Raw genomic sequence first — 23,421 nt, 5'->3', positions numbered from 1 at the left:
GGGCGTTGATAGGACCCATGACGAGCACTTTCCCGGCGGAGCCGCGCCTCTCGATCCTGGACCTCGCGCCCATCACGCCCGGCGGAACCGTCGCGCAGGCCTTCGAGGGCTCCGTCGCCCTGGCACAGGCCGCGGAGAGACACGGCTACCAGCGGGTCTGGTACGCCGAGCATCACAACATGGCGCGGATCGCCTCCAGCGCGACGAGTGTGCTGATCGGCCACATCGCCGGCCGGACGTCGACGATCCGTCTCGGCGCGGGTGGCATCATGCTGCCCAACCACGCGCCGCTGACGATCGCCGAGCAGTTCGGCACACTCGCGTCGCTGTACCCGGGACGTATCGATCTCGGGCTGGGCCGGGCGCCCGGAAGCGATCAGGTGACGATGCGGGCGATGCGCCGTGACCCGGGGTCCGCCGACAGCTTCCCGCAGGACGTGCTGGAGCTGCAGGGATACCTGGGTGACGAGTCCCGGGTTCCGGGTGTGCGGGCGACTCCGGGCGCCGGGACGAACGTGCCGCTGTACATTCTGGGCTCGTCGATGTTCGGTGCCCGGCTGGCCGCGGCGTACGGTCTGCCGTACGCGTTCGCCTCGCACTTCTCACCGGGGATGCTGGAGCAGGCGGTCGCGGCGTACCGGGCGGAGTTCACCCCGTCGGCACAGCTGTCGCAGCCGTACGTGATCGCCGGGGTGAACGTGGTCGCCGCCGCCTCGTCCGAGTCGGCCCGGCAGCAGTTCGAGATCACCCGCCGCACCCTGGTCCGCGGTCTTCTGGCGCGTCCCGCCGGAGCGCCGGTGGAGTACAGCGACGCCGAGATCGACGAGTTCCTCACCACCGCGAACGGCCGTCAGCTCGCCGCGATGCTGACGTACACGGCGGTCGGCACACCGGACGAGGTGCGCTCCTATCTCGTCTCGTTCGCCGAGAAGGCGCAGGCCGACGAGCTGATCGTCGCCCACCAGTCGTCGTTGATCGAGGACCGGCTGGAGTCGGTGCGGCTGACCGCCGAGGCCGTGCTGGGCGCCACCGTCTGAGGCGGGCGGGTGGGTGACCGCGCACGCGGCACCCACCCGCCCGTGCGGGTCAGCCCCGGCGCCACTTCTGGTTGGCGGTGCCGGCGCAGTCCCACAGTTGCAGCTGCGCCCGGTCGCCGCTGTTCCAGTCCTTGATGTCGGCGCACTTGTTCGCCTGCGGGTTGACCAGGTCACCGGCGGCGCTGAGCACCCACTGCTGGGCCGGGTTGCCGCTGCAGCTCACGATCTGCAGGATCACCCCGTTGGCGGTGGAGCCCCACGGCACGTCCAGGCACTTGCCGTTGCCGGTCCGCAGCGTCCCGCCGACCTGCTCCCACCTCTGTGCGGCGGTGCCGTTGCAGGACCACATCTGCACCGGTACGCCGTCGGAGAAGTTCCCGTCCGGCACGTCGAGGCACTTGTTGTTCCAGTTGCTGACGATCGCGGCGCCACCGCCCGCGCCGGTGGTGGTGAGCGTCAGCCCGTACACCTGAAGGATCTCGCTGAGCGGCTGGAACCACGTCGTGCCTCCGGTGGCGCAGTTGCCCGTGCCACCGGAGGTGACGCCCTGCGCCTGGTTGCCGGAGATCCAGGCGCCGCCCGAGTCGCCGCCCTCGGCGCAGGCGTTGCTCCGGTGGAGGCCGGACACCGAGCCCTGCGGATAGTTGACCGTCTCGTTCCTGCCGAGCAGCGTGCCGCAGCGCCAGCCGGTGGTGCGGCCGGACCGGCAGATCGAACTGCCGATCGCCGCCTCCTGCGAGCCGGCGACTCCGACGTTGCCGCCGGAATGGTCATTGACCCAGGGCTGCGGAGTCCAGTTGCCGTTGGTGCGCACCCAGGCGTAGTCGTTGCCGGGGAACGACGATCCGGCGAACGTGCCCTGCGCCTGGTTGTTGAAGCCGAACGTCGGGCTCCCGGCGCCGCCGCAGTGCCCGGCGGTCACGAAGCCGCCGCTCACCGCGAAGCCGACCGAGCACAGCGTGGTGCCGTTGATGACGTACTGGTCGCCGCCGCGGATGTCGTACATCGGGCGGGGCGCCTCGGCGGTGGTCCGGACGGTGACCGGGCCGGCTCCGCTGTCGCGGGCGAACTGCCGCGCGGCCGCCTCGGCGCCCGGCGCGGCGGTGATCACGACGCTGTTGCTCGCCGGGTCGGCGTACCAGCTGTGGATCCGGTCGGTGGCTTTCGCGCTGTTGCGGTCGAGCTTGACCCGGATGGCGGCGAGGGCGGCTTCCGAACGGCTCACGACGGTGGCGTCGGCGCCTTCCGCGCGGACGACGGCGGCTGCGGCCCGGTCGGTGACGGCGACGGTGAGGCGGCTGCCGGACGCCGGGATCCAGGCGCCGCCGAACGTGGCGCCGAGCCGCTGGCGCAGCCGCTTCTCGATGACCGGCGCGGCCGCCTCGGTGGTCAGACGCTCGGCGATCCGGGTGTCGTCCAGTCCGAGGTCGCGGCGCATCGCCGCGAGCATGCCGGGGGCCGGGTCGAGTCGCGGCGATGCGGCCGGGGGCCCGGGGACGGGTGCCGCCGGTAAGGGCGTGCCGGCGGCGAATCCGGCGTGCGGGGTGACCGCGACGGTGACGAGGGCGGCCGCGAGGGCGGCGGCCAGTTTCAGGGATGAGGGTTTCATGCGGCTCCTTGCTCCGTGCGCGGTTCGCCCGGCGCTCGGCGCGGCCGGGCGCATCACGCACTCACGGGGGATTGAGAGCGCTCTCTGACATCGAGCTTCGCCACTGCCACATGCAACTGTCAATAAACCTTGTCAATATTTCGCGAGGCGGGGAGCGCCGGCCGGACCCGGCGCGCAGGCCGGCACGGCCGTCACTCCTGATCGAGGCCCAGCCGCGCGACGCGGACACCGGCGTGGAAACGGGATCGGGCGTCGACCCGGGCCATCAGCTCGGCCACGTGCCGGCGGTAGGTGCGGACCGAGAGGTTCAGCTCCCGGGCGGCGACCTCGTCGATCCGGCCGGAGTTCAGCATCCCGAGCACCCGGCGGGTCATCGGCGCCTCGGTCCAGGACATGTCGGCCTCCCGGACCTCCGACAACGCGACCGCGCTGTCCCAGATGGCCGTGTGCAGAGCCTGCAGCGCCTGGATGGCGACCGGCTCGAAGACGCTCGCCAACTGGGTGCCGTCGGCGACGGCGACCAGCGCCACCTGGTTGTCCATGATGGCCATGGTGGGCAGCGAGGAGCCGGCGACCCGCACGTCGGCGCCTCGGGCGGCGAGGCGCAGGCCCCACTGCGCGGACTCCTCACCGACCATCGCGTCGCGCGTGAACAGCACGGCCGCTTTCGCGCCGGCCAGAGACAGGCCCGTCGACAGTTGCCGGAGGGGCATCAGGCCCTCCGGGACCGGCACGGCGCCATAGCTGGCCCGGACGGTGAGCGAGCGCCGGTGTGACTGGCGGACCAGCCGGGACACCAGCTGCTCGGCGTCGCGGACCGGGTCGCTCGGCGCCTCGTGCAGCTCGGAGGCGATCTCGATGAGTTGTTCGGCGTGGTACCGCAGCGATTCGAACCCTGCCGGTGCAGACACCGCGAGTCCTTTCCGTAGAATGCGGCAACGTCCTTTCCAGGCCGACTCACTTCTTGCGACGCGGCCCGAAGGCGGCGGGCGCCAATCGGCAGGCGCCTGATGACCACTGTGCCGCCCGCGGGGGCGGAGCGGAACCCGTAGCCCGGGCACGCGGCCCCCTAGGACTCGCCGCGATCACCCCACCGGATCTGGCAGGAAGCTGCCCGCCCGCCGGGCACGGTGACAGCTACCTGCCGCCGCGGGCTTCCGGCGTCCTCCCGGCCACCATGCTTTCTTCGTCTGACCTACCGATCCGACGAAGCGAGGACGGCGATGCGTGACTCACTCACCTTCCGCATCCGCGGGATCCTCGACCCGGCACCGGCCCGGCATCCCGGCCCGTGCACATCACCGGCCCGTACCGCATCCGGACCGGCGAGACCCGGTGGCCACCGCCGCCGGCGCGGGCGAACGGCCGTCTGACCACCACTGCCGGAACCACTCCATCAGGTAGGCGGCATCGCGCCGGCATGGCGCGATGCCGTTCTTCCGTGCGGGCGAGCCGCTCGAGGTCGTACCCGGGCGGGGTCCTCCGCCGCCTCCCCGACCTCCGAGTCACCACAACCCAGAAGTTGGTGTGATCATGGCCCTGGAACATCACCGTCCGCCGTCCCGCCCCGGCTCCGGCCCGGTCGCCGCCCGCCGGGCGCAGCACCGATGAACGTCATCACGCCGGGCGACCGCGCGCCGTGGCGCCGTCTGCCCATGGATCAGCAGCCACCCTGGCCGGACCGCGAAGCCCTGCAGAGGATCACCGACGAGCTGGCCCTGGTGCCTGCACTGGTGCTCGCCGCCGAGTGCGACCGCCTGCGCGAACGGCTCGCGGAGGCCGCCGCCGGGGACGCCTTCGTCCTGCAGGGCGGCGACTGCGCGGAGACCTTCGACGGGGTCACCCCGGTCCGTATCGCCGCCACCCTGGACACCATGCGCCGGATGGCGCAGCCGCTGGCGGAGGCGGCCGGGCGGCCGGTGGTGCACGTGGGGCGCATCGCCGGCCAGTACGCCAAGCCGCGCTCGTCGCCGGCCGAGACCCGCGACGGGGTGACCCTGCCGGTGTACCGGGGCGACATCGCCAACGACGTGGCGTTCACGACGGCCGGCCGCACCCCGGACCCGGACCGGCTGCGCCGGGCGTATCACGCGTCGCTGGCCACGCTGAATCTGGTTCGGGCGATGATGCCCGAGCTCTACACCAGCCACGAGGCGCTGGTCCTGCCGTACGAGGAGGCGCTGACCCGTATCGACGACGCCACCGGCCGGATGTACGCGGCGTCCGGGCACCTGCTCTGGATCGGCGAGCGCACCCGCCGGCTCGACGGGGCGCACGTCGCGTTCGCGGGGGACGTGGCGAACCCGGTCGCGGTCAAACTCGGCCCCACCAGCAGCGCCGGCGACGTGCTGGCGCTGCTGGACCGGCTGGACCCGGAGCGGACGCCGGGCCGGCTGACGTTCATCACCAGGATGGGCGCGAACCGAATCCGCGAGGTGCTGCCCGGCCTGGTGCGGGCGGTCACCGCGAGCGGCGCCCGGGTGCTCTGGCTGTGCGACCCGATGCACGGCAACACGGTGACCGCGCCGAGCGGGCACAAGACCCGCGCGGTCAGCGAGGTGCTCGCCGAGATCGAGGGGTTCCTGGAGGTGCACGAGGCGCTCGGCACCGTGGCCGGTGGCCTGCACCTGGAGCTCACCGGCGCGGAGGTCACCGAATGCGTCGGCGGCGCGGTCGGCCTGTCCGACCTCGGTCAGCGGTACGAGTCGCCCTGCGACCCGCGCCTGAACCGCGCCCAGTCGATCGAGCTCGCCACGCGTGTCGCGGCGCTGCTCGAGAAGAGGCTCGCCCCGCCGCGGCGGGGTGAGCTGGCCGCCGGCGTCGAAGTGTGACCGTGCCCGGAGCCGGAGACGCGACAGGCCCGGCGCCCCGTGTGGGGGCGCCGGGCCGGGTCGTGCGGTCAGGCCGGATCGCGCAGCGCGAGCAGCACCTGACGGACGTCGGTGGCGGCCACCCGGCCGCCGGCGGCGACGGCCGGGACCCGGTCCGCCGACGTGAGCAGGACCGGGCCGCGGTCGGCGGAGTCGGGCAGGCGGCCGTGCGAGCCGCGGACAACAGCGGGGTCGAGGGGGACGACGTTCATGGTGTAGCGGAAGCCGGTGCCGCGGCGCTCCGGGATGAGCGCGGCCCGGCCCAGCAGCTCGGGCGAGGCCGGATCGGCCAGCAGCTCGGTGGGGTCGTAGCCGGGCTTGCGGTGCGGCTCGACGCCCCGGGCGAAGTGCGGGGCGCGGGTGTCGTCGAGCCAGTAGTAGTAGCTGAACCAGGCGTCCGGCCGGGCGATCGCCAGGAGGTCGCCGCCGTTCGGATGCTCCAGCCCGTGCCGGCCCTGGTCGTGCCGGTCCAGCACCTCGTCGACGCCGTCGGCCGCCTCCAGCAGCGCCCGGACCTTCGCGTGGTCGGCCGGGTCGGGCACGTACACGTGGGCCACCTGGTGGTCGGCGACGGCGAAGGCCCGCGACGCGACGGTGTCCAGGTACTCCATGCCGGTGGCGGTGCCGGTGGTCACCTCGAGGAAGCCCTCGGCGCGCAGCAGTCGGTTGACGGCGACCGGGTGGCGCACCGCGCCGACCCCGTACTCGCTGAGCACCACCAGGTCGATGTCGCCGCTGCCGGCGCGGTCGGTCAGCCCGGCCACGGCGGCGTCGACGGTGGCGGCGGCCGTCACCGCCGCCGGGGTGTCCGGCCCGTACCGCTGCAGGTCCCGGTCCAGTTCGTCGACCCGGGCCAGGAGCAGGGACGGGCGGGATCCGTCGAGGATCGCCTGCGCCGCCCGGATCACCGCGGTGGCGGGGCCGGTGGCCGCGGGGCCGGGGTGGCCGGGGTGGTACCCGGCGGCCGCGTCGCTGATCCGGTCCACGGGCGTCAGCAGGTTGCGCCGCCGCCAGAAGAGGATCCGCCCACGGTCGCGGGAGTACCAGCCGTCGCCGACGACACCGTGCCGGGCCGGCCCGGTTCCACTGAGGTAGGTGGTCTGTGCGCTGCAGGCCAGCGCGGGCAGCACGGTGCCCAGATCGGCCTGCCAGCCGTACGCCGCCATGCCCGACAGATGCGGCATGTGCGCCAGCAGCCGCCGGTTCAGGCCGGCCAGGTTCAGCATCACCAGCGGCTTCATCCGAAGTCACCGCCGGTGTTGATCCGCACGCTTCTTAGAAATGCCACGGATCCATGTTCCGAGGCGCTTCTATACCCGAGCTGGCAACGATTGGAGAACGCATAGAAAACGTGACAACTCAATGCTGTGAATTGATCCGCAATCCCACGATCGCGGATCCTTTCTTCATGCCTAAAAGCGGTTCTGAGCTGGGCCTACAGCAGATATCAATCACTGTACACCCCTATTCTGAACTTTATCTTCGCACTTACGCCAAACGTCTAATAAATTCAAGACGGATACCCATACTTCTTCCCCTCAACCCCGGATTTAGATAGGATCACAACCGACCGTCGGAGTTCCTTTCGTACCGGCGGGCTGGATCCTTCGTTCCGAATATTCAGCCGACATCGAAACGCGCACCGACGCCCCGGCGCCATCGCTGAGAGGGCTTCGCTGCCGGCCGCGTTCATCCGGCCCCATCGCACTGTCTACGAAATCGGGGGAGATCATGGAATTTCAGATTCTGGGACCGGTAAGAGCCGTCGACGGAGGCGCCGAGGACGCCCTCCGCGGCGCGAAGCAGCGGACCGTGCTGGCCGCCCTCCTGCTCTCCGGCGGCCGGGTCGTCTCGGACGAGCAGCTCGCCGACCGGCTCTGGGAGGGACACCCGCCCACCACCGCCAGCGCGCAGATCTACACGTACGTCTCCCGTCTGCGCAAACAGCTGAGCGACCACCTGACCATCACCCGCATGACGGCCGGATACCAGATGGAGCTCGGCGAGCTCGTCCTCTGCGACCACGTCCAGTTCGGACGCCTCTCCCGGGAGGGCGTCAAGGCCCTGCACGAGGAGCGGTTCGCCGAGGCGGCCGCCGTCCTCCGGCGGTCGCTCGGGCTGTGGCGCGGCCGGGCGCTCGACGACGCCACCACCCGGCTGATCGCGCTGGAGCGGCCCCGGCTCGAGGAGGCGCGGATGACCGCGCTGGAGGCCCGCATCGAAGCCGACCTGGCGCTCGGCCGGCACCGTCAGCTCACCGCCGAGCTGGCCGGGCTGGTCGCCGCGCACCCGCTCCGGGAGCGGCTGCGGATCCAGCTGATGGCCGCCCTCTACCGTTCCGACCGCCAGGCCGAGGCGATCGCCACCTACCACGAGGCCCGCACCCTGCTCGCCGAAGAGCTGGGCGTCGACCCCGGCGCGGAGCTGGCCGAGGCCTATCAGCAGCTGTTGACCGGCGCGCTGGGCTCACCGCGGGCCGGTGTCTGGTCCGGGGTCATCCCGGCGATGCTGCCCCGCAAGGTGGGCGACTTCGTCGGGCGCGAGACGCAGCTGGCGGCGATGGCCGCCCGGCTGCGCACCAAGGCGCCCGAGCCGATCGTGATCACCGGCATGCCCGGCGTGGGCAAGACCGCGCTGGCGCTCCAGGCCAGTCACGCGCACGCCGCCGACTTCCCGGACGGTCAGCTCTTCGCCGAGCTGCACTCGGTGGCCGACCAGCCGCGCCGGGCCGGTGACGTGCTCGGCGGGTTCCTGGTCGCGCTCGGCATCCCGCAGCAGGACCTGCCGGCCGGGCTGGACGAACGGATCCAGCTGTACCGCAGCCTGCTGGCCACCAAGCGGATGCTGATCGTGCTCGACGACGCCGAGACACCGGAACAGGTCACCCCGTTCCTGCCGGCCAGCGGGCAGAGTGCCGCGATCATCACCGCGCAGACCCCCGGGGTGGCGCCGGCCGGCGCCCGGATGATCAGCCTCGGGCCGCTGACCCCGCACGAGGCGCGGGTGCTGCTCGCCGCCATCGCCGGGGAACGCCGACTGCACGCCGAGCCGGAGGCCACCGCCGCGATCCTGCACTACTGCGGGAACCTGCCGCTGGCGCTGCGCATCGCCGGCACCCGGCTGCTCAGCAACCCGCACTGGCGGGTGGCCGACCTGGCCCAGCGCCTGGCGCCGGCCCACCGCCGGGTGGACGAGCTGACGGCCGGGAACCTGAGTGTGCGGCAGCGGCTGCAGCGCGGTTACGCGCGGCTGAACACCACCCACCAGTCGGTCGTCCGGTGGCTCAGCCAGAGCGAGGCGGCGGTCCAGCGGGACGAGTACATCGCGCTGAACGTCGCCCGGATCATCGACGACCTCGCCGAGCGCAACGTGGTCAACGCGGGCCCGCAGTACACGATGCACGAGCTGACGTACCTCTGGGCGCACAACCTGGAGGAGGCGGCGGCCGTCCCGGCGCCGCGGTGACACCCCCGGACCGGAGTGGGTGTGGTTCGGCCGTCGCTCGCGCTCGAGCCACCCACCCGGAGAAAAGGGTCCCGCAACCGCCGAACGCCTGGCCATCACCACGATGGCCAGGCGTTCGGCGGTTGCGGGCCCGGTTCGGGCAACTCAGACCGGCTCGGGCAGCGCCGCGCGCAGGGCGCCGGACGCCACCAGGCCCGTCACCTCGCGGATGTCCCCCTGCAGGGGCCGGTCCCCGTCGACGTACGGCGACACCTCCCGCACCAGGTCGTGTGCCGTCCGGGCGGCCGGGTTCAGGCAGTCCGCGCCCCGCAGATCGGCGGCCTGGGCGAGCGCCAGCAGGTGGATCGCGGTGACCTGCTGGGCCAGCGCGATGACGGTCCGGGCGTCCCGGGCCGCGATGGTGCCCATGCTGACCTTGTCCTGGTTGTGTGCCTCGGTCGACCGGGAGAACGACGTCGCCGGCATGGTGTTCTTCAACGCCTCGGCCACCAGGGACGACGCCGCGATCTGCATGCCCTTGAAGCCGTGGTGCAGCCCGGCGGCGTCACTGTCCGGCGAGACCGGCGGGATCAGGTTCGGCGGCAGACCGTTGTTGAACTTCTCGTCCACGACCAGCTCCAGCTGACGGTCCAGCAGGTCCGCCACGCTCGCCACGGCCGTCTTCAGCGCGTCCATCGCCTGCCCGACGTGCCCGCCGTAGAAGTTGCCGCCGTTGTGCGCCACGCTCTCGGCGACGTCGAACAACGGATTGTCGTTGGAGGAGTTGACCTCGACGGTGACCCAGCGCCGGGCCCACTCGACGGTGTCCCGCAGCACTCCCGTCACGTGCGGCGCGCACCGGATCGAGTACCGGTCCTGGATCGGCTCCTCCAGCTCCCGGAACCCGGCGCCGGCCAGGATCCCCGGCACCGCGCCACGCCTGTCGCCCTCGGCGAGGAACTGGCGGATCGTCCGGGCGCTGTCCACCACGCCGTCGTGCGGCTTCTGCTCGAACAGGAACGCCGTGAAGTGGGTCGGGTTGCCCCGCAGCACCGAGGACGCCAGCGCCGTGCACAGGTCGGCGGCGTAGGCGAGCTCGGTCGCGTCGTGCACCGCCAGCGCGGCGAACCCGGACATGAACGACGTGCCGTTGACCAGGCCCAGACCCTCCTTGGCCTCGAGCACCAGCGGCTCGAGGCCGACCGCGGCCAGGGCCTCGGCGGCGGGACGCTCGACACCCCGATGCGACACCGTCCCCTCGCCCACCAGCAGCGCCGCGATGTAGCTGAGCGGCACCAGGTCACCGCTGGCGCCCACCGACCCCTGTTCCGGGATCACCGGGAGGATGTCCTCCTCGAGGCACGTCAGGAGGTTCGTGACGATCTCCGGGCGTACCCCCGAATGGCCCCTCGCCAGGCAGTTGGCCCGGACCAGCATGGTGGCCCGCACGACGTCGGGCGCCGCCGGCGTCCCCACCCCGCACCCCAGGAAACGGATCAGGTTGCGCTGAAGGGCCTCGACCTTCCCCGCGCCGATCTGGCGGGTGTTGCTGTCGCCGAACCCGGAGGTGACGCCGTAGATCGGGATCCCGGTCTCGATGAGCTTGGTCTTCAGCTCGGTGGACAGCGTCATCCGGCGGCGCGCCTCGTCGTCCAGCGTGAGGCTCAGCGTTCCGGGCTGCCGGGCCACCGTGACGATGTCGGCGAGGGTCAGGTGGTGGCCGTCGATAACGAGAATGCTCACGGGATCCTGCTTTCTGTCGGAAGGGTTGCGGCGACCCGCGCCCGGACAGCGGATCGGTCGATCTTTCCGCTGCCGTTGCGGGGCAGAGCCGGCAGGGAGACCAGGGCCGCCGGTCGCTTGAACCGGCCCAGGTGGTCGGCGACGAACGAGCGGACGGCGTCGAGGGTGGGCGGCTCGGCATCGGCGTGGCAGAGCGCCGCCACCGGCACCTCGCCCCACGTCGGGTCCGCCACGCCCACCACGGCGACGTCCCGTACGCCCGGGAATCTGATCAGGACCCGCTCGATCTCGGCGGGCGAGATGTTCTCCCCGCCGCTGATGATCAGGTCACTCAACCGGTCGACGATGTAGCAGAGGCCCTGCTCGTCGACATAGCCGAGGTCACCGGTCCGGAACCAGCCGTCGGCGTCGATGACCGCCGCGGTGGCCCGCGGATCGTCCCAGTACTCGCGGGTGACGTTCGGGCCGCGGACGCACAGTTCCCCGGCGACACCCGCGCCGACCGGCCGGCCGGTCTCCGGCGAGATCACCCGTACCTCCGAGAAGGGCATCGCGAAGCCGGCCGAGGCCGGATGCTCCCGCACCAGGTGCGGCGGCAGATAGGTGGCGAACGGCGCGGTCTCGGTCAGGCCCCACGCCTGTTGCAGCGCCACACCACGATCGGCGTAGTCGGTGACCAGCGACGCCGGGACCGGCGCCCCCGCCACCACGGCCGCGGTCAGCGAGGAGAGATCGGTGCCGGCGAACCGCTCCGACCTCAGCAGCGCCGCGAACATCGTCGGCACCATGAACGTGCTGGCCACCCCGTACCGCTCGATGTCGCGCAGGCAGGCGTCGGGATCGAAGGAGCGCCGCAGGACGACGGCGCCGCCCCGGCAGAGCACCCCGAGGGTGAAGGCGTTGAGACCGCCGATGTGGAAGAGCGGGGCGACCGCGAGGGTCGCGGCCCGCGGCCGGATGTCGATGGTGGCGTGCACGTTGGCCTGGTTCCACCACAGGTTGCCGTAGGTCAGCACGACGCCCTTCGGGCGCCCGGTGGTGCCGGAGGTGTACATCAGCACGGCCACGTCGCCGGCGTCCACCACGGCCGGCTCCGGCGGTTCCGGAACCGGCCCGGCGTCGTCGCCCTCCACATGGAAGCGGCGGACCGGCACCGCACCGGCGATACCGTCGATCAGCTCCCGGTAGCCGTCCTCGGCGACGACGCTGTGACAGCCGGAGTGGCCGAGCACGTACGCGACCTCGTCCGGCGCGAGCCGGAAGTTGACCGGGACGAAGGTGGCTCCCAGATGCGCCGCGGCGAGCAGCGTCTCCAGGAACAGCGGACTGTTCAGGCCGAGGTACGCGACCCGGTCGCCGGCGCGTACTCCGCCGGCGGCGAGAACAGCGGCCGACCGGCGCACACGGTCGTCCAGTTCCGCGAAAGTGATCGTCTCATCGTCGTAGATGACGGCGGGCGCCGATCCGGATATCCCCGCCCACCGGCGGACCGCCGTCGCGGGACTCATCCATTGCTGTTTCATACCCGCAGAATCGGCGGTCGCCCTATAGTTCGACTATCTCTATGAATCAACTATCTCGAGCAGCGCGGCACTCCAGCAGAAACCCGCCCCGACACCCAGCATGAGGACCCGCTCACCGGCCTTGAGCTGGCCGTTCTCGTACAGGTCGTGGAGTGCGGCCCACTGATCGGCCGGTCCCATGTGGCCGGTCCGGCGGGCGAAATCCCATGCCGTTCGATTGATGTCGCGAAGGCCCAGCGGATAGAGACATTGCAGTGTCGTCAGAGTGCGGCCGAAATGCGGGACGATCACATGCGTCACGTCGTCCACGGAGATGCCGGCCTCGCCGAGGACCTGCCGGGCCACTCTCCGCGGGCCGGCCGAGAGCCGCTGGATCATCTCGTCCTTGGGCATCCCGCCCGCCTGGAAGGCCTTCGCACGCTCCCGCAGGTCGATCGGGAACCTCTTGTCCGGATCGAAGGGGCCGATCGGTGTGTCGCCGCGGTGCAGGCCCTCCAGCTCCGGATCGCCGGTGGTGGCGGTCGCCACCAGGCGCGCGAACCCGCCGTCCCGGGAGAGCACCGCGGCGGCACAGCCGTCGCCGAAGAGGAACCGCTCGGACCGCCACCTGTCGAAGTACGGCATCGGGAACAGGTCCCCGGCCGTGATCACGGCCGCGCCGGCGTCCGGGCGCCGCAGGAACGACGCGGCGAGCTCCAGGGCCACCAGGCCCCCGTTGGAGCCGCCGCGCACCTCCACGGCGAGACCGCCGGGCATGCCCAGCTCGCGCTGGACGTACGCGGCGGAGTTCCAGCCGTCCACCCCGGCGCCGAACGTGGCGGCGCACAGCAGCAGACCGACGTCGCCGGCCGCGAACCCGGACTTGCCGAGCGCGGTGAGAGCCGCCCGGGACCACATGTCCGCGACGTTCTCGCCGGGCTCGGCCACCGCGACCGAGAGGTAGTCCGCCCGGGCGGCGTCGTCCGGGTCGTAACGCCCGTCGGCCAGCGCCGTCCCGACGTCGACCGGCGGCGCCAGCCAGGAACCGGTGGCGGCGACATAGATGTCGTTCCAGATCATCTCGCTCCTGTCCGGGACGCCTCCAGCTTCTCGGCCAGCAGCCGGACGACCTGGTCACCGGCGTCCTCTAGATAGTGATGGCCGCCGGGGAAGACCCGCAGGTCGAACCCGGCGGTGGTTCGTCGCGCCCAGCGCCGGGCGGCGTCGGGCGAACAGGCGACGTCGGCGTCGCCGGCCAGCACGGTGACCGGGCAGTCCGGCGGCGGGCCGTCGGCGATCTCGTGGGCCGCGAGCATGCACGCGTCGTGGCGGATCGCCGGCAGCGCCAGGCGCCGGATCTCCGGATGGTCCAGGAGGGCGACCCCGCTGCCGCCGAGCCGTTGCACGTCGGCGACCAGACGGTCGTCGTCGGAGGTGTCCAGCCGCCGGCCCACGGCCGACGCCGGGGCCGACAGGAACAGGTGCACCGGTGGCAGCCGCCGGGCCAGTTCGTAGCCGACCGTGGCACCCATGCTGTGCCCGAAGACGGCCATCGGCCGGTCCCGGGGCAACGCGGCGATCACCTCGGTGATCAGGGTGGTGAGGTCGGCGACGAAGGGGTCGGCGAGCCGGTCCTGCCGCCCCGGATACTGGATGCTCACCAGTTCGATCCAGGGCGGCAGCGCGGATCCCCACCCGCGGTACGCCGTCGCCGTCCCGCCCGCGTGCGGCAGGCAGACCAGCCGGAGTTCCGCCGCCGGACGCGGATGGTAGATACGCAGGTAGTCCACCGGGTCCTACTGCCTTCCGTTGATGTCCTCGGCCGGGTTGCGGCGCAGGACCATCCTGGCCGGGAGGATCGTCGCCACCAGGCCCAGGCCCAGAGCGCCGAGCAGGACCACGGCGTACGTCCCCAGCGAGATGCTCGGCGTGCTGGACCCGACCATCCCGGTGCTGAAGCCGGTGAGCGTCAGCAGGGCCGCGCCGGTGCCGAGCGCCGCGGCGATCAGCACGATCACACCGAGCTCCCAGTGCAGCACGTCGAACACCTGGCGCCGGGTGGTGCCGACGAGGCGCATCAGGGCGAACTCCCGGATCCGGTCGACGATGGCCATCGCCAGCGTGTTGACCACCGCGATCGCGGTGAACGCGATGATCAGGCCCATGAACACCAGGTTCACCTCGGCGTTCGTCTGCTGCCGCTCGGCCTGGGCCTCCTGGAAGCCGGACCGGTCGGTCACCATCAGCCCCGGGAAGTCCTTCACCCGGTCCCGCAGCTGGTCCGGCGACACGTCGCCCTTGATCAGGACGGTCCGGGCCAGCGGCGCGTCGACGTGGCCGACGACGTCCTCGTGGGCGAGCAGCACGTCACCGAACCCGAGGGCCCGGCCGTAGACGGCCACCAGCTGGAACTTCGTCTCGACGCCGTCGCCCATGGTGACCGGCACGGTGTCGCCGATCTTGCGGCCCTGCACCGCCAGGTCGCTCATCGCGATGGAGCCGGGAGCGAGCTTCTCCAGCGACCCGGTCGTCACCTCGGGGTCGACGACCGTGGCCACCCCCGCCGAGCTCAGGCCCTGTGCCGACCGCTTGTCCTGGCCCGCCCAGATCGTGGTGTTCAGCACCTCGGTGACCGAGGTGACGCCCGGTGTGCCGCGCAGCGCCTCGGCGGCCGGCGCGGGCACGCCCGAGCCGAGCGAGGCCACCACGTAGTCGGCCTTCATCCCCGCCTTCATCTCGTCCGCCGCGGCGTCGCTCAGCGTCACCGGCACGAACAGGATGGTGGAGGTCATGCCGATCAGCAGGGCCAGCGGCGTGATGACCGACGCGACCCGGCGGCTGTTCGCCTTCGAGTTGAGCGCCGCCAGGAAACCGCCGACCGGGAAGGCCCGCAACGGCACGCCCAGCAGCCCGATGGCGCCGCGGGTGAGGTACGGGCCGAGCAGCGACAGCGCGACCATCCACATCAGCACGCTGAGGTAGGTGACCGGCATCGCGGCGGGCTCGGTGTGCAGGACGGTCAGGAGCAGGGTGATGCACGCCGCCAGAACGGTGAAGATCAGACCGGCGAGCACCCGGCCCAGGCCCAGCGTCCGCCGCTCGATCGCCGCCTCGGCCAGCGCCTCGGCGGGCCTGATCCGGGCGGTGCGCCGGGCGGTCACCCGGGCCGCGATGAACGCGGCGCCCACGGTCGCGGCCATCGCGGCGATGATCGGGAAGGGACTGCGGGCCAGTTGCAGGCTGTCCGGGATCGTCCCCAGCGAGACGAACTTCGCCCGGATCACACTGGCCAGCGGGATGCCCAGCAGGGCGCCCGGGATCGCCGCGAGCACACCCAGCAGCAGGGCCTCCCGGCTGATCATCTTGCGCACCTGGCGGGGCGTGGCGCCGATCGCGCGCAGCATCGCCAGCTCGCGGTAACGCTGTTGCACCGCGAGGGCGAAGGTTCCGACCACCACCAGCATCGCCACGATCAGCGACGTGCCGGCGAGGGCGCCGCCCATGCTGGTCAGCTTCACCCGCGCCGAGGCGGCGTCGACGAACTCCACCGCGCCGCGCTCGTCGCCGGAGGAGACCACCGCCTCGGTGCCGGCGACCGCGGCCTCGACCTGGTCGCGGCCGGCGCCGAAGACGCCGTACGCCGACACCGTGCCGTCGTGGCCGGCCAGCCGGCGGGCCTCACCGGCGGTGAAGAACAGCGCCGACTGCTGGTCCACCGTCGCCTCGGGCCGGGCGATGCCGGTGACCCGGTAGGTCTTCGGCGTGGACGTGGACTGCACGACCGTCTCGTCGCCGACCTCGAGGCCGGCCCGGTCGGCCAGCTCCGCGTCGATCACCACGTCGCCGTCGCCCCGCGGTTCCGCGCCGGACGCCAGGACGTACGGGGTCAGCGCGGCCGACGACCAGCCGTGCCCCCAGGTGGGGTTGCCGTCGACGCCGGGCAGGAACCCGCCGTCGGCCAGGACGTCGGCCGGGAAGATCAGGTCCTCGATCACCTGGGCACCCGGCACCGCGGCGAGCTTGTCGCCGACGGACGTGGGCAGCCAGGCACGCTCGCTGAGCGCCTTGGCCTTCTCCTTGGACTTGGTCTTCACCTCCCCGTCGCCCTTGTCCTTGACCTTCGTCTCGGTCCAGCGGATCTGCTGATCCGCGGCGACCACCACCGGCGTGCCGGAGTACCGCTCCGCGGGGATGGCCCCGCGGATGCCCGTCTCCAGCAGCACGCCACACGCGCCGACGATCAGCGCGGCGCAGAACAGGGCGAGGAAACCGGCGATCGCGGAGCCTTTACGGACCCGCAGCGTCGCCAGTACGAGCCGGAACATCAGGACCGCCCTCCGAGGTGCGTCATGCGGTCGGCGACCTCGTCGGCGGACAGCTGCTTGGCGATCTCGTGGATCCGGCCGTCGGCGAGGAAGACGACGTTGTCGGCGTAGGACGCGGCGACCGGGTCGTGGGTCACCATCACCACGGTCTGGCCCAGGGTGTCCACGGTCTGCCGGAGCAGGGTGAGGATCTCCCGGGCGGTGACGGTGTCCAGGGCGCCGGTCGGCTCGTCGGCGAAGACCACCTCGGGCCGGGTGATCAGGGCCCGGGCGATGGCGACCCGCTGCTGCTGGCCGCCGGAGAGCTGGGACGGGCGGTGCCGGTCCCGCTGGGCCAGCCCGACCCGGCTCAGGATCTCGTCCAGGTACTTGCGGTCGGCCCGGCGGCCGGCCAGCCGCAGCGGCAGGGTGATGTTCTGCCGCACGTCGAGGGCGGCCAGCAGGTTGAACGACTGGAAGACGAAGCCGATGCGCTCGCGCCGCAGCTTGGTCAGGTCGTTCTCGGACAACTTCGAGAGGTCGGATCCGATCGATCCGAGGAACACCGAGCCCGACGTGGGCCGGTCCAGACCGGCGGCACAGTGCAGGAAGGTGCTCTTGCCGGACCCGGACGGGCCCATCACCGCGGTGAACGTCTCCGGTGGTATGGAGATGGAGACGCGGTCGAGTGCGGTGACCGCCGCGCCGTCCCTGCCGTAGACCTTCGTCACCGAATCCATCTGGACGGCCGCCTTCAAGGTGGTGGCCGATGCACTGCGCGCCATGGTCATGATTCCTTTCCCACTGTCAGCCGAGCGGCTTTGTTTCCGCGGTCCCGTGCGCCCGCCTGATCGCCGGGCTGATCGCCGCCGCGAGGGCGACGAGCGCCAGCGTTGCTCCGATGACCGCGATTCCGGTCCGGGGCGCCACGACGGTCAGGAGCGGACCCGCCGCCGCCCAACCGAAGGCCATGCCACCGAACGCCACCATCGAGGCCACGCTGCCGACCCGCCCCTGCATGTCCGGCGGGGTGATCCGCATGACGTAAACGATGGCCGGCACGTTGAAGACACCGCCGACGTAACCGCTGGCGGCGAAGAGCACACCCATCGACACCACGTCGGGCGCGAAGGCGATGGCGGTCGTCACGACCGCCCACACCCCGGTGCCGGCCAGCAGGATCCGCCGCAGGCTCCAGCGGCGCATCCAGGCGGCGGCGGTCAGCGCGCCGATCAGCCCGCCCAGCGACGAGCAGGCCAGCACCACGCCGACGAGCGCCTCGGAGCGGCCCTCGTCGTGGAAGAGCGGCAGCATCGCGAAGGTCAGCATCTGGAAGAGCATGTTGGTGAGGGCCATCACCAGCATCACGGCGCGCAGGAAGCGCTGCCGCCACACCCAGGACAGCCCCGCGCTGATCTCCGCGCGCACGTCCGGGGCCGGCGCGTCCCGGCGCTTCTCCTGGAAGCGGGTGCGGATGCCCCAGAGCGTGCCGATCGACACGAGCCGGACGGCCGCCCCGAAGACCAGCGGCAGCGCGTTGCCGAGCGCGAACAGGCTGGTGCCGATCGGCTGGCCGAGCAGCGCCGCGCCGCGCGTGCGTGCCTCGTTCTGGCTGTAGGCGGCGCCGAGCTGGTCCGGCGCCACCAGCTGCGGGACGGCGGCACGCTCGGCGAGCTGGTAGAAGACCATCAGGCTGCCCTCGATGAAGGCCACCGCGAACAGGTGCGGCAGCCAGAGCCGGTCCGTCAGGACCGCCGCGGCGAGGCTGCCCAGCGCGAGCAGGCTGCCCCATTCGCAGACGAGCATGAGCCGGCGCCGGTCCCAGCGGTCCACATAGGCCCCGGCCGGGAGCTGGATCACCAGTTGCGGCAGGAGCGCGGCGAAACCGGCCAGGCCGGCCAGGGTCGTGGAACCCCCGTTCCACAGGACCAGCATCGGGTACACCAGGGCGGTGGCCCGGGTGCCGAGGAAGGAGAAGGCCGCGGACACCCACAGCAGCCCGAAGTCCCGGTTGCTGCGCAGCGGGACGCTGACTCTATCGGCGGTGTTTGTCATGCCAGGCACCATTCGAGAGCCGCCATGGCACTGAACATCTTGTGTTCGGCCTGACGGAAGGCGATGCTCACCGGGCCGTCGAGGACGTCGGCGGTGACCTCCTCGCCGCGGTGAGCCGGCAGGTCGTGCATGAACGTGGCCGCCGGACTGGTCTCCCACAGCTTCGCCGACACCTGGAACGGCGCGAAGACGGTCCGCCAGTCCGGGTCGGGCTTGCTCGTGCCGGTGGTCTGCCAGCGGGTGGTGTAGACGACGTCGAAACCGGGCGGCAGGTCGTCCATGTCGTGCCGCTCGGACACCTCGGCGCCGCTGCGCCGGGCGTTGGCGGAGGCCCGGGCCAGATAGTCCGCGGGGAGTCCGTATCCGGGCGGTGTACGCAGCTCCAGGCGCACGCCCGGGTACCGGCTGAGCGCGAGGGCCAGCGCGGTGGCGGTGTTGTTGCCCTCGCCGACATAGAGCACCCGCAGGTCCTCGATCCGCCCGAAGTGCTCGTGCATCGTGGACAGATCGGTCAGCGCCTGCGTCGGGTGCTCGGCCGCGCTCATCGCGTTGATCACCGGCATCCGGCCCTGAGCGGCGAAGGCGTGCAGCTCCTCGGTGCTGCCGGCGGTCCGGGCCACCAGCACGTCGACCATGCCGGACAGCACCAGGGCGGTGTCCTCGGCGGTCTCCCCGGTGGCCAGCTGCAGATCCTCCGGCCCGTAGGCGATCACCTGTGCGGACAGCCGCAGCGCCCCGGCGGTGAACGCGGTCCGGGTCCGGGTGGAGGTCTTGCGGAAGTAGGTTCCGACGATCCGGCCGTCCAGGCTCGGCTCGCGTTTGCCGGTGGCGAACTCCAGGGCCCGGGCCACGACGCCGGGCAGATCCGAGTCCGGAAGGTCGGACACGGAAAGCAGATTCTTCATGGTTGATTCGTACCGGCGTCGCATCTATTCGCCCCATACTCCGCCGAGCGCGAGCAGCGCGGCGAGCTCGTCGTCGCCGGTCAGCGGCGTCTGGTCGACCTCGGTGTCCACATCGGTGACCGCCGCGCGGGCGAACCGCTGGAACTGGCCGATGAAACGGTCGATGGTGCTCTCGTCGTACAGATCGCTGTCGTAGGCGAAGACCATGTCGATCCCCGCGCTGTTCTGCTCCACCCGGATCACGAGGTCCATCTGGCCCTCCTGCGACGGGACGTCCATCAGCGCCACCGGCAGACCGGCGTACTCGATCTCCGGTCCGGTCTCCTCCCCCGGCGCCGGGTACGGCACCGAGGGCTCGCGCTGATCCGCCGCGACCATGAGCATCGCCAGGCGGAACATCGGCGCTCCCCCGCCGAGCAGGCCGCACGGGTAGCGCACGTGGAACATGCCGGTGCGCAGTTGCTCGCCGGCGTCGGCGGCGGCGTCGCGGAAGGTGGCGCCGGCCCGGAATCGCGCCCGGATCGGCAGGGGGTTGACGAAGGCCCCGGCCACCTCGCGCATCTGCACGCCGAGGCGGTTGGTGGCCGGCACGCCGACCAGGAACTCGTCCTGCGCGGTGTACCGGCGGACCAGCGCGGTGAAGGCGCCGAGCAGGAGCGCGAACGGGGTGACGCCGGCGTCCCGGGCGGCCTGCGGCAGGCCGGCGGCCACGTCCGGGTCCAGCCGCGCCCGGCGGCTGGCGCCGACCCGGCGGGACAGCGCCGGGCGGGGACGGTCGGCCGGCAGCTCGGCCGCGGCGGCCCCGTCGGCCCGCGCCGACCAGTACGCCCGCGACCGCTCGCCGATCGGCGAGGCGACGATCCGCGCCTCCTCCGCGACGAACACGTCATAGTGGCCGGACGGCTCCGGCAGGGCGCCGTCCCGGTAGGCGTTCAGCAGGTCGCGCACGATCAGCCAGTGCGACATGAAGTCGCCGGCGATGTGGTGCGCGACCGGCAGGATCACGGCTTCGGTGCCGGAGACCGGCAGCAGGCCGACCCGGAAGGCGCCGGTGGACAGGTCGAACGGCCGGCGCACGTACTCCCGGGCGGCCTCGGCGACGCCGCCGGCGGGCTGCGGCAGCAGCTCCAGCCGGGCCAGCGGCCGGTCGTCCGGCACCCGGCACGGACGGCCCTCCACCTCCAGGAACCGGGTCCGCAGCAGCTCGTGCCGCTCGGCCACCAGCTCCACCGCCCGGCTCAGCGCCGCCACGTCCAGGCGGGCCCGGATGCGCAGCGGCAGCACCAGGTTGTACGCCGCGCTCCGCGGCGCGAGCCGGTGTTCCAGCCACATCGTCTGCTGGATCACCGAGAGCGGCTTGACCGCCAGGTCCGTCATCACGTCAGCGCGCCTCTGCGACGACCGCGTAGATGCCGCCGAGGGTGGTCATGCGGCTCATCTCCTGCGGATCGATCAGCACGTCGCACTCGCGTTCGATCGAGGTGAGCACATCGATGAACTGGAGCGAGTCGGCGGCGTGGTCGTCGACGAAGTGGCTCGTCAGCGTGACCGTGCCGGGCTCGGCCCGCAGCGCCTCACAGACCAGAGACTTGATCTTGGCGCGAAGAGTAGCGTCCAGAACAGACGTCACGTTTTCCATGGTCAGGCCCCTTCGTAGCGCGGATCTCAGTCTCTCCCGCCCGCCTATACGGCGTCGATAATGGCTACCTATAGGTTCGCGATAGCTCACCGAAACACGATTACGGCCTCAACTGCTCCACACACAGAGAGGCCGGCGCTGATGAGCGATCGGATTCGGAACGTGGTCATCCTCGGTGGCGGTACCGCTGGCTGGATGACGGCCGCCTACCTCGGCAAAGCGCTGGAGAGCGGGGTCGACATCACCGTCCTGGAGGCGCCGTCGATCCCGCGGATCGGCGTCGGCGAGGCCACCGTCCCCAACCTCCAGCGGGCCTTCTTCGACTTCCTCGGACTTTCCGAGGAGGAGTGGATGCCCGAGTGCAACGCGGCCTTCAAGACCGCGGTGAAGTTCATCAACTGGCGTACCCCCGGGGCGGGCAGCACGCAGACCCGGCAGCTGGGCGACCGGCCCGACCACTTCTACCACCCGTTCGGGCTGTTGCCGGAGAGCGGTGGCGTGCCGCTGTCGCACTACTGGTTCAACGACCTGAAGGCCGGGCGCACCACCGAGCAGTTCGACGACGCCTGCTTCCGCGAGACGGCGATCATGGACGCCGGCCGGGCGCCGCGGTACCTGGACGGCCGCCGCGCCACCCGGTACGCCTGGCACTTCGACGCGCACCTGGTGGCCGACTTCCTGCGCCGGTTCGCCACCGAGAAGCAGGGCGTGATCCACGTCCAGGACGAGATGACGCACGCGGTCCAGGACTCGCGCGGCCACATCACCGCCCTGCACACCAAGTCCGGCAAGGTCCTGGAAGCCGACCTGTTCGTCGACTGCTCCGGCTTCCGGAGCCTGCTGATCCACCAGGTGATGCGGGAGCCGTTCCTGGACATGAGCGACCACCTGCTCAACGACCGGGCGGTGGCGACCGCGCTGCCCAACGACGACGAGGCGAACGGTGTCGAGCCGTACACGTCGTCGATCGCGATGAGCTCCGGCTGGGCCTGGAAGATCCCGATGCTGGGCCGGCACGGCAGCGGATACGTGTACTCCAGCCGCTTCGCCTCCCAGGACGAGGCCACCCAGGAATTCGCGAACATGTGGGGGCTGGACCCGGAGAAGCACACCTTCAACCACGTCAAGTTCCGGACCGGGCGCAACCGCCGGACCTGGGTGAAGAACGTGGTCAGCATCGGCCTGTCGTCGTGCTTCGTGGAGCCGCTGGAGTCCACCGGCATCTACTTCATCACGGCCGCGATCCACCAGCTGGCCAAGCACTTCCCGAACCGCAACTTCGACCAGATCCTGATCGACCGGTTCAACACCGAGATCAACGAGATGTTCGACGACACCCGGGACTTCCTGCAGGCGCACTTCTACTACGCGCCGCGCACCGACACGCCGTTCTGGCGGGCCAACAAGGAGCTCCACCTGGCCGACCAGATCAAGGAGAAGGTCGCCATGTACAAGGCCGGCCTGCCGGTCTGCCCGCCCTCCACCAGCGAGGACGGCTACTACGGCAGTTTCGAGGCCGAGTTCAAGAACTTCTGGACCAACGGCAGCTACTACTGCATCTTCGCCGGGCTGGGCCTGCTGCCCGACCAGACGATGCCGGCGCTGGCGCACCGCCCGACCGCGGTGGAGGGCGCCCGGCCGCACTTCGAGGAGATCAAGCGGCTCCAGGCCGAGCTCGCGGCGACGCTGCCGAGCAACTACGAGTACCTCAAGCAACTGCACCGGCGATGAGCTGAGCCGGATTCACGAGTGACAGACGAGGCGGGGGCCATGGCCCCCGCCTTCTGTGAGAAGGGACCGTGATGGTCGACCTGCGCTTGATGATGGCGACATTCCCCACCGGGGTGGGCGTGGTGACCACGGTCGCCGGCGACGGCAGCCCGTGGGGCATGACCTGTACCTCGCTCGCCAGCGTCACCCTCGATCCACCCAGTCTGCTGCTGTGCCTGCGCGGCGGCAGCCCGACCCTGACCGCCATCCTGCAGAGCCGGGCCTTCGCCCTGAACCTGTTGCAGGACGACGCCCGCGAGACCGCGGAACTGTTCGCCTCCGGTGACCCGGACCGGTTCCAGCGGGTGCGCTGGAGCGTCGGCCCGGAGGCCCGCGGCCCGCACCTGCTGGACGCCGCGCACACCATCGCCGACTGCCGCCTGGTACGGCACACCGTCGTCGGCTCGCACACCGTGGTGTTCGGCGAGGTCACCACGCTCACCCAGCCCGCTGACGCCCGGCCGCTGCTCTACGGGATGCGGACCTTCGCGAAGTGGCCCGACCCGGCGTACCTCTCCTGAAGCTCTTCGCACCGCAACCGAA

18 protein-coding genes are annotated in these 23,421 nt (G+C 71.6%); 5 read left to right on the top strand and 13 right to left on the bottom strand.

Annotated elements, in window-relative coordinates; genetic code table 11:
* The first annotated feature begins 17 nt into the window (after window positions 1-17).
* Window positions 18-1,037 carry an LLM class flavin-dependent oxidoreductase gene (locus Aut01nite_RS31785; protein ID WP_043525088.1) on the top strand — a complete coding sequence of 340 codons (1,020 nt, stop codon included), beginning with the start codon at window positions 18-20 and terminating at the stop codon, window positions 1,035-1,037.
* A 49-nt stretch (window positions 1,038-1,086) separates the two neighbouring features.
* Here Aut01nite_RS31785 and Aut01nite_RS31780 read toward each other — a convergent pair whose 3' ends face one another.
* Both Aut01nite_RS31780 and Aut01nite_RS31775 read right to left on the bottom strand, forming a co-directional pair.
* Window positions 1,087-2,646, bottom strand: coding sequence for a S1 family peptidase (locus tag Aut01nite_RS31780; protein WP_043525086.1), 1,560 nt, complete (start codon window positions 2,644-2,646; stop codon window positions 1,087-1,089).
* A gap of 191 nt (window positions 2,647-2,837) precedes the next feature.
* Window positions 2,838-3,557 (bottom strand): helix-turn-helix domain-containing protein, encoded by a 720-nt coding sequence (locus Aut01nite_RS31775; protein ID WP_052163718.1) that lies wholly within the window; start codon window positions 3,555-3,557, stop codon window positions 2,838-2,840.
* Window positions 3,558-4,253: 696 nt separating this feature from the next.
* Between Aut01nite_RS31775 and Aut01nite_RS31770 the strand changes: the two genes are divergently transcribed.
* The gene (locus Aut01nite_RS31770; protein WP_052163717.1) at window positions 4,254-5,477 is read left to right on the top strand and encodes a 3-deoxy-7-phosphoheptulonate synthase; all 1,224 of its coding nucleotides are present in this window, start codon (window positions 4,254-4,256) and stop codon (window positions 5,475-5,477) included.
* Between the two features lie 68 nt (window positions 5,478-5,545).
* On the opposite strand, the gene Aut01nite_RS31765 is transcribed toward Aut01nite_RS31770, so the two are convergent.
* Window positions 5,546-6,757, bottom strand: coding sequence for an alkaline phosphatase family protein (locus Aut01nite_RS31765; RefSeq protein WP_043525085.1), 1,212 nt, complete (start codon window positions 6,755-6,757; stop codon window positions 5,546-5,548).
* Between the two features lie 490 nt (window positions 6,758-7,247).
* On the opposite strand from Aut01nite_RS31765, the gene Aut01nite_RS31760 reads away from it, so the two are divergent.
* Window positions 7,248-8,981, top strand: a complete 1,734-nt coding sequence (locus tag Aut01nite_RS31760) for an AfsR/SARP family transcriptional regulator (protein WP_052163716.1) — start codon at window positions 7,248-7,250, stop codon at window positions 8,979-8,981.
* A gap of 144 nt (window positions 8,982-9,125) precedes the next feature.
* Here the strand turns inward: Aut01nite_RS31760 and Aut01nite_RS31755 are convergent, their stop codons facing one another.
* Genes Aut01nite_RS31755 through Aut01nite_RS31710 form a run of 10 tightly spaced genes read right to left on the bottom strand, consistent with a single transcriptional unit; the run spans window position 9,126 to window position 21,099 of the window.
* Complete coding sequence (locus Aut01nite_RS31755; protein ID WP_052163715.1) at window positions 9,126-10,703, bottom strand: HAL/PAL/TAL family ammonia-lyase; 1,578 nt, start codon at window positions 10,701-10,703, stop codon at window positions 9,126-9,128.
* A complete protein-coding gene (locus tag Aut01nite_RS31750; RefSeq protein ID WP_043525084.1) occupies window positions 10,700-12,226 on the bottom strand; it encodes an acyl-CoA synthetase in 1,527 nt (508 codons plus the stop codon). Before Aut01nite_RS31750 ends, Aut01nite_RS31755 begins: the two co-directional genes overlap by 4 nt.
* Window positions 12,227-12,265: 39 nt before the next feature.
* A complete protein-coding gene (locus Aut01nite_RS31745) occupies window positions 12,266-13,285 on the bottom strand; it encodes a ketoacyl-ACP synthase III family protein (RefSeq protein WP_043525083.1) in 1,020 nt (339 codons plus the stop codon).
* Window positions 13,282-13,995 (bottom strand): thioesterase II family protein, encoded by a 714-nt coding sequence (locus Aut01nite_RS31740; protein WP_043525082.1) that lies wholly within the window; start codon window positions 13,993-13,995, stop codon window positions 13,282-13,284. The genes Aut01nite_RS31745 and Aut01nite_RS31740 overlap by 4 nt, the downstream gene beginning before the upstream one ends.
* 6 nt (window positions 13,996-14,001) lie before the next feature.
* A complete protein-coding gene (locus Aut01nite_RS31735; RefSeq protein ID WP_043525081.1) occupies window positions 14,002-16,530 on the bottom strand; it encodes an ABC transporter permease in 2,529 nt (842 codons plus the stop codon).
* Window positions 16,530-17,294, bottom strand: a complete 765-nt coding sequence (locus Aut01nite_RS31730; RefSeq protein ID WP_236642698.1) for an ABC transporter ATP-binding protein — start codon at window positions 17,292-17,294, stop codon at window positions 16,530-16,532. Before Aut01nite_RS31730 ends, Aut01nite_RS31735 begins: the two co-directional genes overlap by 1 nt.
* A gap of 22 nt (window positions 17,295-17,316) precedes the next feature.
* On the bottom strand, window positions 17,317-18,564 hold the full coding sequence (locus tag Aut01nite_RS31725) for an MFS transporter (protein WP_043525080.1): 1,248 nt from the start codon (window positions 18,562-18,564) through the stop codon (window positions 17,317-17,319).
* Window positions 18,561-19,469, bottom strand: a complete 909-nt coding sequence (locus Aut01nite_RS31720) for an ornithine carbamoyltransferase (protein WP_152628695.1) — start codon at window positions 19,467-19,469, stop codon at window positions 18,561-18,563. Before Aut01nite_RS31720 ends, Aut01nite_RS31725 begins: the two co-directional genes overlap by 4 nt.
* 24 nt (window positions 19,470-19,493) lie before the next feature.
* Window positions 19,494-20,846, bottom strand: a complete 1,353-nt coding sequence (locus Aut01nite_RS31715) for a condensation domain-containing protein (RefSeq protein WP_152628694.1) — start codon at window positions 20,844-20,846, stop codon at window positions 19,494-19,496.
* Window positions 20,847-20,850: 4 nt separating this feature from the next.
* Window positions 20,851-21,099, bottom strand: a complete 249-nt coding sequence (locus Aut01nite_RS31710) for an acyl carrier protein (protein WP_201775513.1) — start codon at window positions 21,097-21,099, stop codon at window positions 20,851-20,853.
* Window positions 21,100-21,168: 69 nt separating this feature from the next.
* On the opposite strand from Aut01nite_RS31710, the gene Aut01nite_RS31705 reads away from it, so the two are divergent.
* Both Aut01nite_RS31705 and Aut01nite_RS31700 read left to right on the top strand, forming a co-directional pair.
* Window positions 21,169-22,839: a tryptophan halogenase family protein gene (locus tag Aut01nite_RS31705; RefSeq protein WP_307837531.1), complete on the top strand. Its 1,671-nt coding sequence runs from the start codon at window positions 21,169-21,171 to the stop codon at window positions 22,837-22,839.
* Between the two features lie 71 nt (window positions 22,840-22,910).
* Window positions 22,911-23,399, top strand: a complete 489-nt coding sequence (locus Aut01nite_RS31700) for a flavin reductase family protein (protein WP_043525076.1) — start codon at window positions 22,911-22,913, stop codon at window positions 23,397-23,399.
* The last annotated feature ends 22 nt before the right edge of the window (window positions 23,400-23,421 follow it).

It is taken from the genome of Actinoplanes utahensis (genome assembly GCF_016862455.1).
GTDB lineage: Bacteria > Actinomycetota > Actinomycetes > Mycobacteriales > Micromonosporaceae > Actinoplanes > Actinoplanes utahensis.
This window is presented reverse-complemented; position numbering and strand designations above follow the sequence as displayed.

Excerpts from the sequence above, each read along its gene's own strand:
- Aut01nite_RS31785 (WP_043525088.1), top strand. The coding sequence starts at position 18 with ATGACGAGCACTTTCCCGGCGGAGCCGCGCCTCTCGATCCTGGACCTC.
- Aut01nite_RS31780 (WP_043525086.1), bottom strand. The coding sequence starts at position 2,646 with ATGAAACCCTCATCCCTGAAACTGGCCGCCGCCCTCGCGGCCGCCCTC.
- Aut01nite_RS31770 (WP_052163717.1), top strand. The coding sequence starts at position 4,254 with ATGAACGTCATCACGCCGGGCGACCGCGCGCCGTGGCGCCGTCTGCCC.
- Aut01nite_RS31765 (WP_043525085.1), bottom strand. The coding sequence starts at position 6,757 with ATGAAGCCGCTGGTGATGCTGAACCTGGCCGGCCTGAACCGGCGGCTG.
- Aut01nite_RS31760 (WP_052163716.1), top strand. The coding sequence starts at position 7,248 with ATGGAATTTCAGATTCTGGGACCGGTAAGAGCCGTCGACGGAGGCGCC.
- Aut01nite_RS31750 (WP_043525084.1), bottom strand. The coding sequence starts at position 12,226 with ATGAAACAGCAATGGATGAGTCCCGCGACGGCGGTCCGCCGGTGGGCG.
- Aut01nite_RS31745 (WP_043525083.1), bottom strand. The coding sequence starts at position 13,285 with ATGATCTGGAACGACATCTATGTCGCCGCCACCGGTTCCTGGCTGGCG.
- Aut01nite_RS31735 (WP_043525081.1), bottom strand. The coding sequence starts at position 16,530 with ATGTTCCGGCTCGTACTGGCGACGCTGCGGGTCCGTAAAGGCTCCGCG.
- Aut01nite_RS31730 (WP_236642698.1), bottom strand. The coding sequence starts at position 17,294 with ATGGCGCGCAGTGCATCGGCCACCACCTTGAAGGCGGCCGTCCAGATG.
- Aut01nite_RS31725 (WP_043525080.1), bottom strand. The coding sequence starts at position 18,564 with ATGACAAACACCGCCGATAGAGTCAGCGTCCCGCTGCGCAGCAACCGG.
- Aut01nite_RS31720 (WP_152628695.1), bottom strand. The coding sequence starts at position 19,469 with ATGAAGAATCTGCTTTCCGTGTCCGACCTTCCGGACTCGGATCTGCCC.
- Aut01nite_RS31715 (WP_152628694.1), bottom strand. The coding sequence starts at position 20,846 with ATGACGGACCTGGCGGTCAAGCCGCTCTCGGTGATCCAGCAGACGATG.
- Aut01nite_RS31705 (WP_307837531.1), top strand. The coding sequence starts at position 21,169 with ATGGCTACCTATAGGTTCGCGATAGCTCACCGAAACACGATTACGGCC.
- Aut01nite_RS31700 (WP_043525076.1), top strand. The coding sequence starts at position 22,911 with ATGGTCGACCTGCGCTTGATGATGGCGACATTCCCCACCGGGGTGGGC.